The following is an 18,139-nucleotide window of genomic DNA, read 5'->3' on the forward strand; positions in this document are numbered from 1 at the left end:
GAAGATGAGCCAGATGAAGATGAAGAGCTGAATGAGTATGCAACGGATTTATCTGAATTAGGTGACGAAGAAATCGACCTCGATGAAGATGAAGATTTTGACGAAGAGGACGATGATTTAGAAGAATTAGAAGAAGACTAAAAATAAAAAAGTTAGAGAGACCGGTTCATTTGAATGGGTCTCCTTTTTATTCCAGATAAGATAATTGTAGTTAGCTAAGTTAAAAAATCTATTTTAATGCTATCACGATTTGATGACAATTTGCTGCTTCGTTCGAAATTTAAGCTTCAATATGATAAAATACGCCTATATTATAAGAAATTAGGATGTGGATTCATTGTCACATAATAGTATTCACAATAATCAGACTCAATTTGCTTTGCTGAAACAGTTACTTTATCATCAGCATTATCAAACAATGCTCAAATTTTTAGAAGACAATTCTTCTTGGGAAAGTCAAGAATTATCTAAACTCTTGCAATTAGGTCATGCTTATATTCATACAGATTTGAAAACGATCGAAGAATTATCTGGGCAAGTTGAAATGGACTATCTTACAAAGCCTAGTCTTTTAGAGCGTCGTGTCTATTCTTATATTCAAGGCTTAGCCATTAAATTGGAAATTAAAGAATATGATGATTATTTAAGAGCAATTACACCTTTATTGGTAGATGTATTAAGGCTAACTTTAGAAAACACGGTATTCCCCGATCTTGAACGTTATTTGGTTGAGGTAATGAAAGAAACTGATGAAGGGATCCCTATTTATCGCGGTTTACAGTGGAACCAGTCTTTAATCGAAGCTGATAAAAATGGCAAAATTAATAGAACTTGGGAACGCTACTATGGGAAACATTTTAATTATTCGCACTATGTTTCTTCTAGTCACTTATTAAAGTTAGTAGAAGACTATGTAAAAGACCCGAAAATTTTAAAGTTAGCTGTTCAAATACGACATATTGAAAAATATGCGAGAAATATTGTGGCCCATGAATTAATCTATGTAGATGATGCTTGGTTAAAACATCGTCTAAAAATTGAAGCTAAGGAAGTTCATCAGCAAATTATTAATATGATAAATGCTGCAGGGTTAAGAGATCCTCAGCAGTGGCAAGGCTTAGCTAGTATTCAAGCCGCTATTGAAAAAGAATTAGAAAAAAATTATACGAAAATGTCGAAATAACGACTAATCTTGATAAAAAGGAGTCATTATCTATGAAAAAATTGATCATCCGTGGAGGCAAAGCACTAAATGGTGAAATTAATATTAATGGAGCAAAAAATTCTACCGTTGCCTTAATTCCAGCAGCCATTTTAGCCGATTCGGAGGTTATCTTAGAAGGAGTGCCAGATATTCAAGATGTCCACTCTCTACTTGAAATTTTGGATGAGTTCCACGTCAAGACTTCTTTTGAAAATAATATATTAAAAATTGACCCTTCTCATATGCAGTCAATCCCTATGCCAACAGGTAAAATTCAGAGTTTGCGAGCTTCTTATTACTTTATGGGAGCAACCTTATCAAAATTTGGGGAGGGCGTAATAGGGTTACCCGGAGGTTGTTTTTTAGGACCTCGTCCAATTGATCAGCACGTAAAAGCCTTCCGAGCTTTGGGTGCGGTGGTTGAGGATGAATACGGGGTAATTACCCTCTCAACTCCCGAAGGGCTTAATGGAAACCGAATCTATATGGACGTGGTTTCAGTTGGAGCAACTATCAACACTATTTTAGCCTCAGTTAGAGCTGAGGGGAAGACGATTATTGAGAATGCCGCACGTGAACCAGAAATTATTGATTTAGTGACTCTATTAAATAAAATGGGGGCAAAAATTCGTGGAGCTGGAACTTCAGTTATACGAATCGAAGGTGTCGACCGTCTAAAAGGAACCACTCATACAATTATTCCCGATCGAATTGAGGCAGGAACCTATATTTCAGTTGCAGTAGCAATGGGAAATGAAATTAAAATTAATAATGTAATTTTTGAGCATATTGAAAGTTTTATCGCCAAACTAAATGAGATGGGTGCTAAGATGGAAATTGGAGAAGATAGTATTCTCGTTCATCGCTCGGATGATTTAAAAATGGTTTCATTAAAAACCCAACCTTATCCAGGATTTGCAACGGATCTACAGCAGCCATTAACTTCTGTATTAATTAAAGCAAATGGAAAGGGAACGATTACGGATACCATATACCCTCAAAGAGTTAAGCATATTCCTGAATTAAATCGTATGGGAGCTAATATTAAGGTGGATGGCGATATTATTCGTGTGGAGGGCCCGGCTAAATTGACTGGTGCTCCAGTTCGTGCCAGTGACTTAAGAGCAGGAGCCTGTTTAGTTATTGCTGGTTTAATGGCAGAGGGTCAAACAGAGATTACAGGTGTTGATAATATCTTAAGAGGTTATTCAAATATTGTTGAAAAACTGCAAGAAGTCGGAGCTGATATCCAAATGGTTGAGGATGAATAGAAAGGAAGTACCCAGTGAGTGATGCATTTTCCTTAGAGAATTTATTAAATAAAGAAGTAAAAGACTTATATGCTTATGCTAGGGAATTAAAAATCCCTGATTTTAGTCAACTGTCTAAAAAAGAATTAGCTTTAGCTGTGATGCGAACACAAAAGGAAAAGCAAGGTTTTTTCCAAGTGGAAGGTATCTTAGATATTCCTAATGATGAAGGCCTAGCCTTTATTCGTCCGATTAATTTCTCTCCTAGTAGGGAAGATGTTTATATTTCAGATTCACAAATCCGCCGGTTTTCCTTGAGAAATGGTGATCGAGTAGGAGGACCTGCTCGACCGCCTAAGGACTCAGAACGTTATTATGGTTTGATGCAGATATCGAGCGTCAATGGGAGAGATCCTGAAGAAACGCTTAATCGAGATGCTTTTGCCAGTCTAACACCCATTTATCCAGACCGGCAGATAAAATTGGAATATAAACAAAATGTTTTATCAAACCGCCTGATTGATGTGATTGCACCAATTGGGTTCGGTCAAAGGGGATTGATTGTCGCACCACCTAAGGCTGGTAAAACAACTATTATAAAAGAGATAGCGCGAGGGATTGCCAGTAATTATCCTGATAGTAAACTCTTTATTCTCTTAATTGATGAGCGTCCTGAGGAGGTAACTGATATTGAGCGTTCAGTCAAGGCAGAGGTTGTCTCATCAACTTTTGATGAAAGACCGCAAAACCATGTGCGTTTGGCAGATTTACTACTTTCTCATGCACGTCGCTTGGTGGAAGATGGACAAGATGTTGTTGTCCTTTTGGATTCAATCACACGGTTAGCACGAGCTTATAATTTGGTGGTGCGACCGAGTGGAAGAACATTGAGCGGAGGGTTCGATCCTGCAGCTTTTTATTTTCCTAAGCGGTTCTTTGGTTCAGCTAGAAACATTGAAAATGGCGGGTCTTTAACGATTTTAGCTACTGCTCTAGTAGATACTGGATCAAGAATGGATGACATTATTTATGAAGAGTTTAAAGGCACGGGCAATATGGAACTTCATTTGTCCAGAGAATTAGGCCAAAGACGTATCTTCCCAGCTATTGATATTAAAAAATCTTCTACCCGTAAAGAAGAATTATTAATTGAGGAAAACTATTTAAGTCAAATCTGGGACTTGCGCAATTTAATGACTTCTAACGGTTTAGAATATACCGAACAATTAATACAATTAATGCGTCAGACAGATAATAATCAAGACTTTTTTGCACAGTTATCCAAACTTTCAAGTAAATAAATAAGAAATACCCTTACTAAGTGAGGGGTTCTTTTTTGAGAAAAATATATATTTCTTATAGATTTGGTTGAATATATTAAGAAGGAGAATACTTATGAAATGTTTGAATTGTGGTTATGAAAATCTGCCAGATGCTAAATATTGCTCAGAGTGTGGCTTGCCGTTAAACAATGATCATTTATATAAAGAAAATGATAGTGCATCCTTTGATGGAAGAGTAAATCTATTAGAAAATGAAAAGAGTCCAAAAGATTCTGTTCTGTCCCAAAGTAGAATGGATTTATATCATGGACAAGATGAAAGAAACTTGTCAACAGACCAGGTGGATAATAAATCTGAGACTACACAATTAGATCATAAAGACCACAGGGTACTAACTAAGCGAGAAGGCTTTGATTGGAAAAAGTTTGTTGGTTTTAGCCTGATTTTTTTAGGAGTAATTAGTTTTGTCATGATTTATCGCTTAAATTTTTCTAAAGCAGCAGTTGAAGAGCAATTCACTAAGGCTATTAAAAAGAAAGATTATTTAAAGGCAGCAGCGGTAGTAAAAACACCTATTACTGAAGCGCCCTGGACAGATTTAGATGTCAAACGAACAATTGAACATTATCAAGAAGCTGATATTGATTTTCCACAATTATTGCTAAATGGTAATTTATCAACAGGTATTGAATGGCAAGGAAGTAAGTTGGCGAAAACAGAAAAAACGGGAAGCTTCCTGTTGATATTTCCTAAATATGCGATTAATCTTTATCCCTTACCAGTCCAACTCTCTCTTTCTAATGAATATCGTGACCTAAAAATATTGAGTGAAGACCAAACTACTCAGTCTATTAACTCAAAAGGAGGCATTTTAATTGAGCCTCGAATACAAAATGTGATGATTCAATATACTTATCAAGGAAAAACCGAAGAGGTTTGGTTTGATTTAGATTATAGTCAATTAGAAACACTCCGACATAAGCTGTCCTTAGTACCAGTGACAAACACTTTAATGGTGGATAAAGCTCTATTAGGAGTAAGACCTGATCTACCTTTTCAAGTAATTTCATTTAATATTGATGGTCAGGAGTATTCACAGAATCAGATTCAATTGTCAGGCTTTGTTGGTCAAATTTTTGAAGTGAGCTTAAAGGCTAATTATAATGGCCACGAATTACAGACAGAAACCATTCCAGTCAAACTAGTCAATAAAACAAAAACCACTTTAGACTATTCCCAAGATCAAAACCTCAAAGCGCAGATCCAACAAGCAGAGTTAAAATAAAAAAAGAAGGCTCGTTTTGAAGCCTTCTTTTTCAATAAATAAACTATCCATATTAGCAAAAGATTATAACAATAAAACGAACTTGTTATAGAGTTAGCTCTATGGTACTATTAGAATCTAACATAAAAAAGGAGGTTACTTATGGAATGGATTAAATTAATTGGAATTATTATTATCGTTCTTGGTTTTTATTTTAAGCTAGATACCTTAGCAACTGTTATACTGGCAGGATTAGCTACAGCTTTAGTTTCAGGGATTTCCCTGGCTGAATTTTTCACAATTTTGGGAGAAACTTATACTAAACAGCGAGTTGTATCTTTATTCTTTTTATCTTTACCAATGATTGGATTATCAGAAGCTTATGGTTTGAAACAGCAAGCTGTTAAACTGATTGGAAAACTAAAGGGGTTAACCACTGGTTGGCTATACTCTCTTTATATGTTGATTCGTATAATTGCAGGATTTTTATCAATTCGTTTGGGAGGACACCCACAATTTGTGCGTCCATTAATCTACCCAATGGGTGAAGCAGCAACTAAGTTAAAAGTAGGCGACGATCTTAATGAAGAAGAAACCGAATTGATTAAAGGGCGTGCGGCGGCTAATGAGAACTTCGGAAACTTTTTTGGACAAAATACTTTCATAGGTTCAGCTGGAGTCCTCTTGATTGCTGGGACTTTAAAAGAGTTAGGTTATGAAGGAACGACGGCTAATGTAGCCGTTGCTTCAATGCCAATTGCTATCATTGCTTTAATTGTAGTGGTCGTTTACAACTTATTATTGGATGTCAAAATTAGACGTCATCATAAAGGGGAGGTTAAATAATGCAGCTCTTAAGTAATTATGCTGGGTTTCTAGCGATAACTTTCCTTGAAAGCTTAAATGCCGCACTTGAACCTTATGTGCCAATGCTTTTGGAAATCACTTTTATTCTTATTGGTTTGCAACTTCTCCACACGGCATGGCGAGCTTTTACAGACGAAACGAATCCTAATCGAGTTGGAACAGCCATGTTTTGGGGTTTATCTGGTCTCACTTTTTTAGGTGGACAATTTATCCCCCCTATGATTATCGGAATTATCATCTGTGTCATGGGTGCTTTATCACTCTTTAAACAAGTTAAAGTGGGAACTTTACCAATAGTTGATGAAGATAAAGCAGAAGCTCGTTCTGAAAGAGTCGGTAATAAAATCTTTATCCCTGTATTAACACTTGGGATAGTGGCTTTAATTATTGGATTTACGATTCAAAGCTTTAATGTAGTCGGGATCGCAATGGGTGCAGTTTTAGCCACCGTTATAGTGTTCATCGTTTCAAAAGCTAAACCCTATGAGTTTCTTGATGAAAATAGTCGAATGGTACAACAAGTTTCTACTACAGGTATTTTACCTCAGCTACTAGCCGCTTTAGGAGCAGTCTTTACAGCGGCAGGTGTTGGTGATGTCATTGCCAGTTTGATTGGTGGCGTCGTTCCTGCTGATAGCCGTTTCTTTGGAGTGGTTGCTTACGTAATGGGAATGGTAATCTTCACTGCCATTATGGGCAATGCTTTCGCAGCCTTCACCGTTATTACTGCAGGAATAGGAATACCTTTTGTATTTGCCTTAGGGGCAGATCCTTTTGTGGCAGGAGCCTTAGCCATGACTGCTGGTTATTGTGGAACTTTGATAACGCCGATGGCTGGAAATTTTAATGCTTTGCCAGCAGCTCTATTACAAATGAAGAATGAGTATGGCGTCATTAAACAGCAGATTCCAGTTGCAGTGGTAATGATTGTAGTCCATATTGTATTAATGTATTTCTTTGCTTTTTAATTGTAAAATAGAAGTGAATAGGGAGGAATTTGATGAAAATTTTAGTAACAGGCTTTGATCCCTTTGGTGGCGAAGACGTAAATCCAGCCATTGAAGCAGTAAGAATGTTGCCTGATGAGATTGCAGGAGCAGAAATCATAAAATTAGAAATACCGACTGTTTTTCATAAATCAGCGGAAGTTGTTCGTGAAAAAGCCTTGGAAGTAAAACCGGATGTTATTTTAAACATCGGTCAAGCAGGGGGGCGTGCGGAGTTAACACCTGAGCGTGTGGCCATTAACCAAGATGATGCGCGTATCCCAGATAATGAAGGCAATCAACCGATTGACGTTTCTATTCAAAAAGACGGAGAACCTGCGTATTTTGCTAGCTTACCGGTTAAAGCAATGGTAGAAGCTATTCGTAAAGCCGGTCTACCCGCAAGCGTTTCGAATACTGCTGGGACTTTCGTTTGTAATCATATTATGTATCAGTCACTTTATTTTGCGGCAAAAGAGATGCCGAATACTAAAGCAGGCTTTATGCATATTCCTTTTATGACCCAACAAGTGGTTGATAAGCCAAACGTTCCTTCAATGTCATTGAAGGATATTGCTAAGGGAATTGAAAAAGCAATTGAAGCGATTGTTGAGTATAATGAAAAAGAAGATATCAAAGCTGTTGGTGGCGCTACTCATTAATCTTAGAATTAAAAAAAGAAATTAAAACAGCACTCTCTTTGATGGGGATTAATCCATCAAAGAGAGCGTTATTTATTTAGGAAATACTTTCAATAAAAGCTTGTGTTCGTTGATGTCGTGGATTATTAAAAACATCGTAGCTGCTTCCTTCTTCTAAAAGGATACCTTTGTCTAAAAATACGACTCGGTCTGATACTTGTTGGGCAAATTTCATTTCGTGAGTTACAAGGATTAAGGACATATGCTGGTGGGCAATTTTTTGAATAAGGTCTAAAACGCCTCCAACCAGTTCAGGGTCCAAAGCAGAAGTGGGTTCATCTAATAGGATAACTTTGGGCTCAATCGCTAAAGCCCTAGCAATTCCAACTCTTTGCTGTTGTCCGCCTGATAGCTGGTGAGGGTAGTCATCTAGATGGTCCCCCATACCAACTTGATGTAGGAAGGGGATGGCCCTTTCCTTTGCTTGAGATTTAGAAAGTTTTTTCACCATTAAAAGATGTTCCATCACATTCTCCAGCGCAGTCTTTTTAGAAAACAATGCATAATTTTGAAATACCATAGCTGTTTGTCTACGGAGGTTAAGAACATCAGTTTGAGAGACCGTTTCAACATTCAGTGTTAACTGATCCAAACGAATAGTTCCCTCGTCAGCAGGTTCAATAAAGTTAATTGTTCGTAGTAGAGTCGATTTACCCGATCCAGAGGGTCCGATAATAGTCAGGACTTGTCCAGCCTCAACTTTTAAATGGATATCTTGAATAGCTTTTTTATTTTGAAATGACTTTGACCAATGATTTAGTTCTAACATTTTAAGTTCCTTTCTAAAAATCAGCCCACTTGGTAATAGCTTTCCAGTTTTTTAATCAACCATTCTAATAGAATGCATAAGAGCCAGTATATCAATGAAATAGCAATATAAGCTTCAAAAAAGCGTAAATTAGAGCCAGCAGTTATTTTGGCTTGACCCATCATATCAACGACCGTAATGGTAAAGGCTAGGGATGTCCCTTTTAATAAGCGAATAAGACTGTTTCCTAGGTTAGGTATGGCATTAATCATAGCTGAAGGTAAGATAATTCTCCACATGGTTTGACTAGCATTTAAGCCAATAGAATAGGCAGCTTCAATCTCCTTATGATCGACAGAAAGAATGGCTGAGCGAATCGTTTCAGAGTTATAGGCAGATTCATTTAGTCCCATGGCTAAGAAAGCGTAAAGAATGGCAGGGACTTGATTCACATCCCAATCAGTACCAATTGATCGATTAAGCCATTGTAGAAAGATGGGTAAGCCGTAATAAGCAAGAAATAGCTGAACAAGCAAGGGGGTTCCACGCATAAAAGAAACAAAAAGATTGACGAACCCCCTTAGACCTTTGATCTTTTTGAGTTTGATGATAGCTAAAATAAATCCAAGTATTAAGCCGATTATCCCAGCAATAAGAGTAATTAATAAGGTAATCGGAAGTTTTTCAAGAATCCGTGGGAAAGCGATTTTAATGGCATTTAATGAAATAAGTTGACTGTTTGTTTGTTCTTTAAGTCTTTGGGATTCAAAGCTCTGATTGCGCTGAATAATTGTTTCATTTAGCAGAGTATCATCTTGACCTAAATATTTCAGTGAAATTTCACTCAGACTACCATCTTGTCGCATAGCTTGTAGGGTTCGATCAACCACTTGCCGCAATTCAACTTCATCTTTGCGGAAAATAAAATAAGAGCCAGGAATTCTAATTTCTTCTTCGTTAGCTATCGGATGCATTTTTAATTGGATGCCGTAAGTATCCTCAACATCCTTTAGATAGGTTGTGGCGTAAATAGTCGCGTCGATTCGACCGTTATAAACATCACGTATTAAAGAGGCTGGGTCAGACTCTGCATATTGGATAACAACTGCCTTATCAGGGTGAGTCTCATTCCAAGCTTCTAGGTAGATAGATTGCGGGGAAGAAGGAACGACACCAAAAGATTTGCCTGCCATTTGTTCAATGGTGAGGCCTTCCCTACTATCATTAGCTGTAATTAATACATTGTGAGTGATGACATATGGGTAGAGGGAAAATAAAAATTTTTCACGCCGTTCGGGATTTTCACCCAAATTATTGGCGACTAGATCGAACTGACCAGAATCCAGTCCTGCGAAGAGGGAAGAAAACTCAGTAATTTCAAATTTGAACTCAATATCTTCATTACGTCGATCAATTTCTTGCAGGATTTCAATTTCAATTCCTACTAATTGACCCTTATCATCAAAATAGTTGAGTGGTTTGGTCTGACCGGAAGTTCCAATCGTATACTCTTGTTTAGCTAATATGGAAGGATGAGTTAAAATTAAACTTATGGAAATAAGCAGTAAAGTAAAGATCAATTTATAAAGATTTTTCATGGAATTCTCCTAAGCACAATAGAATATGATTATTTTATCAAAAAAATGAATAGATAGATAGATTATGTGAATAAGAAAACAAGCAAAAAACAATCCCACCTATACGCTGATTAGGTAGGATTGTTTTTGTAGCAATTAAGAAACACCTGTTTTGACTATATGAAATCTTATAAAAGCCCTAATAGAGGTTGAATCATTGAAACTTGTACGGGTGCGCCAGGTCCTAATGGAAGGTTGAGACTGTACCATACAATTAATAAGATTGACCAGAAGATTAAGAAAGCAATAGAGTATGGTAGCATAGTTGAAATAAGGGTCCCAATTCCACTCTTCTTATCATATCGTTGCATAAACACAAGAATCATTGCAAAATAGTTCATCAATGGTGAAATAATATTAGTGGATGAATCAGCCACACGATAAGCCATTTGGGTCATCTCTGGGGACAAGTTAATGGCAATAAACATTGGAACAAAGATAGGAGCTAAGATTGCCCACTTGGCAGAAGCTGAACCAATAAACAAGTTGATAAAAGCTGCAAAGAAAATAAAAGCAAGGATTAAAGGAACTCCTGAAATCTTTTGACTTTTTAAGAAATCTGCACCTGTTGAAGCTAAAATAATTCCCAAATTAGACTCGGTAAAGTAAGCAATCAGTTGGGAAGCAAAGAAAGCCATTACGATGAAACCTGCCATTGATCGCATAGCCTCAATCATTGATTCCACGAAGTCATTAGAATTTTGAATTTTGCCAGTTGTACGACCATATACATAGCCTGGTATACCAAATAATAAGAAAACCATAAATATTAAGCCGGTATTCATAAAGGGTTGTAAAGTCTTTAGACCGGTCTCAGGATCGATTGATTGGAAGGGACCAAACCAAGGGTTCATTAGTAGAAAAGCCGCGACTAATGAAACTAACAATGCGATCCCGGCATTCTTTAGACCTTTTTCTTCCTTAAGGGATAGCTCGCTAGTTTCATGTTTATCAAAGTCGCCATGGTATGAACCAAGATGTGGTTCAACAATTTTTTCGGTTATTAAAGTACCAATAATGGTTAAGAAAACAGTAGAGACGATTAAGAAATACCAGTTACCACTAATGGAAACTTCATAATCAATGCCACTGGCATTTAAAGCGACGTTAGTGATCCCTCCTAATAAGGCATCAGTTGGTCCAAACATAAGGTTGGCTGAAAATCCGCCCGATACCCCAGCAAAGGCAGCAGCTAGACCAGCAATTGGGTGACGCTTAGCACCAGCAAACATAATAGCGCCAAGTGGCACAACCACTACGTAACCAGCATCAGAGGCAATATTTGAGATAATACCGGCAAAAACAACCACTATGGTTAAGAGTGAATTAGGTACCTTCATAATTAACTTAGTCAAGGCAGAGCCGATTAAGCCTGACCATTCTGCAATTCCAACACCCAACATGGTGACGAGAACAGTTCCTAAAGGAGCAAAGCTAGTAAAGTTTGAAACCGCCGATTCAAATATATAGCGTAAGCCATCACTGTTTAAGAGTGAGACGGCTGCTATAGTACTGGTTTCATCTGCTTTCGCATCAAAGAACTCTACTGAAACGCCTGAGCGGTAAACCAAGTCAGAGATTAAAATAGTGATAGCCGACAAGATGATAAAAATTACTACTGGGTGCGGCATCTTATTACCGACTTTTTCCACCCAATCTAGTGAACGCTGTACAAAACTTTTTTTATTCTTTCCATTTGATTCCATACTACTATTAATTATTCCTCCTATAACAATATTTTAAATCATTATAATAATAAATCTTATTAAATTATTTAAAGAGATGCAAGGCCTTTTCAAAACAATAGAAAGCCATCAATGAGTCTCTAAAAACAAATGCAAATAAAAACCGACCGGAGCGCTTTTAAGCACCTGGGTCGGCTTTTTGAGCTGTTTAAAATTAGTCTTCTTTTTTTGCGTTTTTGTCCACAAATCCGAACTTTTTGTTGAACTTGTCGACGCGTCCATCGGCTTGTGTAAATTTCTGACGTCCAGTATAGAATGGATGTGAATCAGATGAAATTTCAATCCGGATTAAAGGGTAAGTGTTTCCATCTTCCCATTCAACTGTCTCTGAAGAAGACTTAGTTGATCCTGATAAAAATTTATAACCTGTCGAAGTATCCATAAACACAACTGGATGATATTCTGGATGAATGCCTGCTTTCATGTGTATACTTCCTTTCTGCCGTAAATTATTTGCTAATCTACAGTTATTCTTTGCACAGGGTGCAACATAAGAATAATAACAAAATTTTATAGTGCTGACAATCTTTTTTTGGAATATAATGAACTATCCCATCTCTTTTATTTCGAAAACGAGATAAAAAGTGCTATAATTTATGAAAATACTTTAGAGGGGGGAAGAAGTTGAAACGTGAAGAAGAACAGATTAGACAATCGCTTGCTAATTATCGGCCGAATCAATTTAAAGATAAGACACATTATGCTGTTTTAATTCCTCTTATTCAAAGAGAAAATGAATGGCACCTCCTTTATGAAGTAAGAAGCTCCTTAATTTCTCAGCCGGGCGATACTTCTTTTCCGGGAGGAAAGGTGGAAGTGGGTGAAACTTTTGAAGCAGCGGCAGTTAGGGAAACGATGGAAGAATTAAATATCAGTCGTAAACACATAGAAGTTATTGGAGAGTTAGATGGATTGATTCATGATGCAACAATGATTCATTCTTATGTAGCTTTGATTAAAGATATTACTTTTGATAATATAAGTCCGAATGCCAAAGAAGTCGCTTATTTGTTTACCCTTCCCTTAGACTATGTCTTAAATAATAATCCAACTTATTACGATGCATCTGTATTGACGGAAGTAGGGGAAGATTTCCCCTTCCACTTAATGGCTCATGGTGCATCTTATCAATTTAGAGTGGTAAAACGTAAAATTCCGTTTTATAATTTACCTAGTGGAGAGTATCTATGGGGCTTTACTGCCAGTATGACACAATGTTTTGCAGAGGTCATTCGTAATCATTATGATATCAATGTTCAGGAGGAAAAAATTAATGAATAATTTTTTTCAGCCATTCGAAAAAATGGGTCTACAAGTATTTTTAGCAGGAGCAGAATATAATTTTAGAGTCGCTAAAATAGGTGAAGCAGCGGTAAGCCAACAAATTACAAAAGCGCTTGAAAAAGGAGGTTTTGACTTCCAAAGTTTCTATACTGGAGAACAAGTTCATGGTCCCAAGGTTGCATTTCCTCAAGAAGAAATTAGCAATCCGTTTGCAATTGGGCATATAGTGCCTCAATCGGATGGTTTGTTAACTAATCAACCTCAGCAAGTTTTAATGATAAAGTTTGCGGACTGTACTCCTGTCATTATTTTTGATGCCAACCAAAAAGCTTTTGCAATTGTTCATTCAGGCTGGAGAAGCACGGTACAAAAAATCAGTCAATTGGCTGTTAAAAAGATGCAAGAGAAATTTGCTTGTAAATTAGAAGATCTTTGGGTCTATATTGGTCCTTCCATTGACCAAGATCATTATGAAGTGGGCGAGGAAGTCTATCAAGCTTTTGCCGAGTGGGATAATCATGCTTTTTATATAAAACCAGGTCAAAAAGAGGGCAAGTATCAATTGAGTATGACTGATGCTAACATGAAGTTAATTCAAGATTTGGGGATCCCTCAAGAAAGAATAATGGTAGATAGGCGTTCTACTTATCTATCTTCCGAGCTTCACTCTGCGCGCAAAGAAGGCAGTGACTATCAATTGAATGGTCTTTTTGCCATGATTAAGTAAAAAAACGAACCGAGCTTTTGCTTGGTTCTTTATCTTTTTTCTAGCTTTTAGTTAAGGATTGTTTAGAATAGAGGATATTAAAAGGAATTGGAGATTTTATATGGCAGAGGATAAGTTTAATAAAGAGGACTTCATGGCTCATTATAAAGGGCGAGGCTATTCTTACGAATCCATTCAAACAGAGATAGATAGTGAAAATAACAGTCGGGTTGTCATCAAAGAGCTGGAGGCGCAAGTATCAAAACAAGTTCCGGAATTTTCATCTAAATTACGCCATCGCTTAGTTGAGATGCCGGACGAAATCTATTAAGCTTCTGGAATTCGGATTTTTGGTCATCGAATGAAGAGTTTATTATTTTCGCCAGATGTGGCCCTTATTCGAAACTCAAATGCCCATGCTGTTATGTCAGTTTATCCTTTCACACCACAAATGGCTATTAATCAGTCATTGATTAATGTCTCATCCGTACCAGTTTTTACCGGAGAAGGAGGAGGAACGACCAGTGGCGAGCGCAGTATTCAACTAGCCTTTCAATCTGAGCAAGCGAGAGTCTTTGGAGTAGTCGTTAATTCACCAATGGAAAATGAGCTAATCCGTCAGATTGCCCAGGTGGTTGATGTTCCTGTAGTGGCAACTGTTTCAAGTGAGCATGATGATGATATTGGGAAATTAAATGCAGGGGCTAATATGTTAAATGTTTCTGGAGGTGCTAATACCATTACCTATAGCCCACCTGCTTCTGCAGATATCTTCGCTGAATTGATGGCTAAATATCGTAAAAAAAAATAAAATAAGACGGGATATAAAAACTAAGCAGAAAGATGGTATAATAAATTTAAAATAAGTATAAGGGAGTTCAATATGTTTTCTAAAAAAGATCAAATTGCTGTAAATACGATTCGTGCTTTAAGTGTTGACCAAATAGAAGCGGCCAACTCAGGACATCCAGGATTACCACTTGGAGCAGCGCCAATGGCCTATGCTTTGTGGTCGAGTCATTTGAATATTAATCCTAAAGATAGTCAATGGATTAATAGAGACCGTTTTGTGCTATCTGCTGGACATGGTTCAGCCATGCTATATAGTCTATTACATTTATCTGGCTTCAAAGTTACAATGGAAGATTTAAAACAATTCCGTCAATTAGGTTCTATAACACCAGGGCATCCTGAATATCGTCATACTGATGGAGTTGAAGCGACTACGGGACCGCTTGGTCAAGGAATTGCGCAAGCAGTTGGTATGGCTATGGCAGAACAACATACGGCTGCTTTATATAATACGGACCAACATCAAGTTATTAATCATTACACCTATGTATTAGTGGGTGATGGCGACTTAATGGAAGGTATTTCTTATGAAGCTTGTTCTTATGCTGGCCGTCAAAAATTAGGCAAATTAGTGGTTCTCTATGATTCAAACGATATTTCTTTAGATGGTGACTTAGACTTATCATTTGTGGAAGATATTAAAAAACGTTTTGAGAGTCAAAATTGGCATTATCAAAGAGTAGAAGATGGTAATGACCTAGAGGCTATTTCTCAAGCAATCGAAGTTGCTAAAGAAGTAAGCGACCAACCTTCAATTATTGAAGTAAAAACAGTGATTGGTTTTGGATCACCGAATGAGGGAACTTCTAAAGTTCACGGAGCGCCATTGGGAGCAGACGCTTGGTCACAAACTAAAGCTAAATATGGATATGATTATCCAGCCTTTACTGTGCCCGAAGAGACTAAATCTGTTTTTAATGAAAAAATAGTGGAACGTGGAAAAAAAGCTCAAGATGAATGGCAAAATTTATTTGAACAATATCAAGAAGCTAATCCTGAATTAGCAAAAGAATTAAAAGCAGCTTTTGCAAATGAATTACCTGAAGATTATGCAGCTGACCTTAAATTTCTCGATGTGAATGCTAAAGCTGAAGCGACAAGAAGCTCTTCTGGAACAGCCATTCAAGGCCTAAAAGCTAGAGTTTCATATTTATGGGGAGGCTCTGCTGACCTTTCTGGTTCAAACAAGACCATGATTAAAGAGACAGAAGACTTTATGCCAGGAAGTCGACAAGGACAAAACATTTGGTTTGGTGTTAGAGAATTTGCCATGGCTGCCATGATGAATGGAGCTGCTTTGCATGGTGGAAATAAAATTTATGGTGGGACATTCTTTGTATTCTCAGATTACTTAAAAGCGGCCATTCGTTTGTCAGCTTTATCTCAATTACCCGTTACTTATGTTTTAACACATGATTCAGTTGCTGTAGGTGAAGATGGTCCAACACATGAACCGATTGAACATTTAGCAGCTTTTCGTGCCATGCCAAATCTTAATGTCATCCGACCGGCAGATGCAAACGAGACAATGGTGGCTTGGAAGATTGCCGTGGAATCTCAAACAACACCTACTTTATTAGTTCTTAGCCGTCAAAACTTACCGGTTATCAACAACTCTAATGAATTAGCAGAAGAAGGTGTTCGTAAAGGTGCTTATATCATCTCACCTGCCAAGGAAGACGCACAAGGTGTTTTAATTGCTACAGGATCTGAAGTTTCAGTAGCTATTGAAACTCAAGCACTATTGGCTGAAAAAGAAGTTTATGTAAATGTTATTTCGATGCCTGCTCAAAATATTTTTGATCAACAAAGTGACGAGTATAAAGAAATGATACTACCTAAACAGCTTGACAAACGAGCTTCTATAGAGATGGGATCTAGCTTTGGATGGCATAAATATATTGGTATGGATGGCTTAACCATTAGTATTGATGAATTTGGTACCTCAGCTCCAGGCCACCAAGCCATTGAACACTTTGGTTTTTCAGCAGAAAAAATCGCTCAAGCTTATCTTAAACACTTTGAATTATAAAATTAAAAGGGGGAGAAGGTATGGGGAAAAGAACAAATGAGACAAAGCCTCTAATTGTTCGTTTATTAATTATCGCAGCCTTAACTATTCTCCAGATTATATGGATAGTTGTATTGGTCAAAGATCTAGTTGCCTATTCTGTTTGGCTAAACCTCTTTATGACTATTGTATCTTTTGGGATCATCATTTATTTGCTAGATAAGAACGAAAGTCCTGCTTATCGCTTATCATGGATTGTGTTATTAGCAGTTTCACCTATCATAGGCTCTTTGTTTTATCTCTATGCTGGTAACAAACGACCTTTGGCAGATATGACAGAACGACTTAATCGTCAGAATCGCTATCATTTAAGGGACTTAAAAAAGGTGCCCAATGCCTTAGGGTCGCTAGCACAAGATAATCCACGGATTGCAGGCATTGCAAAGTATGTCAATGATTACGCAAAAATGCCTGTTTCTGCGGGGGTAGACGTTAAGTATTTTGCGAATGGCGAATCAATGATGGAACCACTTATTCAAGACCTAGAGTCAGCACACTCACATATTTTTCTTGAATTCTTCATTATTGAACAAGGTCAAATGTTTGATCAAATCTTTGACGTGCTTAAAAGAAAAGCTCAAGAAGGTGTAGAAGTACGTTTAATATATGATGATTTCGGTTGTCTTTTAAGACTTCCTAAAGACTTTGTCGAACAAATGGAGGCATTTAATATTAAGGCCCTTAAATTTAACCCAGTGCGGCCAATTGTTTCTCTTGTTTACAATACTCGAGATCACCGCAAGTATATTGTTATCGATGATAAGATTGCTTATACAGGGGGTCTAAACATTGCAGATGAGTATATTAATGCGGTGGAGCGATTTGGCTATTGGAAAGACACTATGATTCGTATTAAAGGTGCTGCTGTATGGAACATCTCACAAATGTTTTTAACTATGTGGAATGCCTACGTAACTGAAGATTCAGATGACAAAAAATTTACTGACCAAGCCAGTTTAGATGAAAGTTTAAGTATTATCGAAGGTAATGAGTCCAGCGGCTATGTCCAACCCTTTAGTGATACACCTTTAGATAGTGAAGTAATAGGTGAAAATGTCTATCGTGAGATTCTCAACACCGCAGAGCGTTATGTTTATATTTTTACTCCCTATTTAATTATTTCCTATGAGTTACAAACGGCTATGACTTTAGCAGCTAAAAGGGGTGTGGACGTGCGCTTGATGACACCAGGAATTCCTGATAAAAAATTAGTTTATCGAATTACTAGGTCTTTCTATCGTCCTTTGATAGAAGGTGGAGTAAAAATTTATGAATATACTCCCGGTTTTCTACATGCTAAGTCATTCGTTTCAGATGATCGGGTGGCGATAGTCGGTACCCTTAATTTAGATTATCGTTCACTATATCTTCATTTTGAAACGGCTACCTTGCTATACTATCATCCAGAAATAAAAGCGATTAAAGATGACTTTATTCAGGCACAGAGTGTGGCTGAATTAATTCGGATGAAGCACCTAAGACGTTCGATTGCTGGAAGGATTATCGACGCATTATTGAGATTGTTAGCTCCATTCGTCTAG

The 18,139-nt window shown here is 37.2% G+C and carries 17 protein-coding genes; 13 read left to right on the forward strand and 4 right to left on the reverse strand.

The window, feature by feature from the left end; genetic code table 11:
* Nucleotides 1-337 precede the first annotated feature (337 nt).
* From ACQV2G_RS02470 to pcp, 7 genes are all read left to right on the forward strand, one after another.
* Nucleotides 338-1,183 (forward strand): hypothetical protein, encoded by an 846-nt coding sequence (locus ACQV2G_RS02470; RefSeq protein ID WP_428876062.1) that lies wholly within the window; start codon nucleotides 338-340, stop codon nucleotides 1,181-1,183.
* A gap of 32 nt (nucleotides 1,184-1,215) precedes the next feature.
* The gene (locus tag ACQV2G_RS02475; RefSeq protein ID WP_428873134.1) at nucleotides 1,216-2,475 is read left to right on the forward strand and encodes a UDP-N-acetylglucosamine 1-carboxyvinyltransferase; all 1,260 of its coding nucleotides are present in this window, start codon (nucleotides 1,216-1,218) and stop codon (nucleotides 2,473-2,475) included.
* Between the two features lie 14 nt (nucleotides 2,476-2,489).
* Nucleotides 2,490-3,755: a transcription termination factor Rho gene (rho, locus tag ACQV2G_RS02480; protein ID WP_428873135.1), complete on the forward strand. Its 1,266-nt coding sequence runs from the start codon at nucleotides 2,490-2,492 to the stop codon at nucleotides 3,753-3,755.
* 94 nt (nucleotides 3,756-3,849) lie between these two features.
* Nucleotides 3,850-5,022, forward strand: a complete 1,173-nt coding sequence (locus ACQV2G_RS02485; RefSeq protein ID WP_428876063.1) for a zinc-ribbon domain-containing protein — start codon at nucleotides 3,850-3,852, stop codon at nucleotides 5,020-5,022.
* A gap of 141 nt (nucleotides 5,023-5,163) precedes the next feature.
* Nucleotides 5,164-5,847, forward strand: coding sequence for a DUF969 domain-containing protein (locus ACQV2G_RS02490; RefSeq protein WP_428873137.1), 684 nt, complete (start codon nucleotides 5,164-5,166; stop codon nucleotides 5,845-5,847).
* 83 nt (nucleotides 5,848-5,930) lie between these two features.
* The gene (locus ACQV2G_RS02495; protein WP_428873165.1) at nucleotides 5,931-6,836 is read left to right on the forward strand and encodes a DUF979 domain-containing protein; all 906 of its coding nucleotides are present in this window, start codon (nucleotides 5,931-5,933) and stop codon (nucleotides 6,834-6,836) included.
* Nucleotides 6,837-6,868: 32 nt separating this feature from the next.
* Complete coding sequence (gene pcp / locus ACQV2G_RS02500; RefSeq protein ID WP_428873138.1) at nucleotides 6,869-7,516, forward strand: pyroglutamyl-peptidase I; 648 nt, start codon at nucleotides 6,869-6,871, stop codon at nucleotides 7,514-7,516.
* Nucleotides 7,517-7,592: 76 nt separating this feature from the next.
* Here the strand turns inward: pcp and ACQV2G_RS02505 are convergent, their stop codons facing one another.
* From ACQV2G_RS02505 to ACQV2G_RS02520, 4 genes are all read right to left on the reverse strand, one after another.
* Complete coding sequence (locus ACQV2G_RS02505; RefSeq protein WP_428876065.1) at nucleotides 7,593-8,324, reverse strand: amino acid ABC transporter ATP-binding protein; 732 nt, start codon at nucleotides 8,322-8,324, stop codon at nucleotides 7,593-7,595.
* 20 nt (nucleotides 8,325-8,344) lie between these two features.
* On the reverse strand, nucleotides 8,345-9,901 hold the full coding sequence (locus ACQV2G_RS02510) for an ABC transporter substrate-binding protein/permease (RefSeq protein WP_428873140.1): 1,557 nt from the start codon (nucleotides 9,899-9,901) through the stop codon (nucleotides 8,345-8,347).
* Nucleotides 9,902-10,068: 167 nt separating this feature from the next.
* The gene (locus tag ACQV2G_RS02515) at nucleotides 10,069-11,646 is read right to left on the reverse strand and encodes an AbgT family transporter (RefSeq protein WP_428876067.1); all 1,578 of its coding nucleotides are present in this window, start codon (nucleotides 11,644-11,646) and stop codon (nucleotides 10,069-10,071) included.
* 193 nt (nucleotides 11,647-11,839) lie between these two features.
* A complete protein-coding gene (locus ACQV2G_RS02520; protein WP_428873142.1) occupies nucleotides 11,840-12,109 on the reverse strand; it encodes a type B 50S ribosomal protein L31 in 270 nt (89 codons plus the stop codon).
* 200 nt (nucleotides 12,110-12,309) lie between these two features.
* Here ACQV2G_RS02520 and ACQV2G_RS02525 point away from each other — a divergent pair, with 200 nt between their 5' ends.
* From ACQV2G_RS02525 to cls, 6 genes are all read left to right on the forward strand, one after another.
* Entirely contained in the window at nucleotides 12,310-12,966 is a 657-nt protein-coding gene (locus ACQV2G_RS02525) for an NUDIX hydrolase (protein WP_428875239.1), read from the forward strand.
* Complete coding sequence (gene pgeF / locus ACQV2G_RS02530; protein ID WP_428876069.1) at nucleotides 12,959-13,696, forward strand: peptidoglycan editing factor PgeF; 738 nt, start codon at nucleotides 12,959-12,961, stop codon at nucleotides 13,694-13,696. Before ACQV2G_RS02525 ends, pgeF begins: the two co-directional genes overlap by 8 nt.
* 100 nt (nucleotides 13,697-13,796) lie before the next feature.
* Nucleotides 13,797-14,006 (forward strand): hypothetical protein, encoded by a 210-nt coding sequence (locus ACQV2G_RS02535; RefSeq protein ID WP_428875241.1) that lies wholly within the window; start codon nucleotides 13,797-13,799, stop codon nucleotides 14,004-14,006.
* A 30-nt stretch (nucleotides 14,007-14,036) separates the two neighbouring features.
* Nucleotides 14,037-14,486 carry a hypothetical protein gene (locus tag ACQV2G_RS02540; RefSeq protein ID WP_428876071.1) on the forward strand — a complete coding sequence of 150 codons (450 nt, stop codon included), beginning with the start codon at nucleotides 14,037-14,039 and terminating at the stop codon, nucleotides 14,484-14,486.
* A gap of 72 nt (nucleotides 14,487-14,558) precedes the next feature.
* Nucleotides 14,559-16,559 (forward strand): transketolase, encoded by a 2,001-nt coding sequence (gene tkt / locus ACQV2G_RS02545; protein WP_428873147.1) that lies wholly within the window; start codon nucleotides 14,559-14,561, stop codon nucleotides 16,557-16,559.
* A gap of 20 nt (nucleotides 16,560-16,579) precedes the next feature.
* Entirely contained in the window at nucleotides 16,580-18,139 is a 1,560-nt protein-coding gene (gene cls, locus ACQV2G_RS02550; RefSeq protein ID WP_428876072.1) for a cardiolipin synthase, read from the forward strand.

It is taken from the genome of Facklamia sp. P12955, from assembly GCF_050409565.1.
GTDB lineage: Bacteria > Bacillota > Bacilli > Lactobacillales > Aerococcaceae > Facklamia.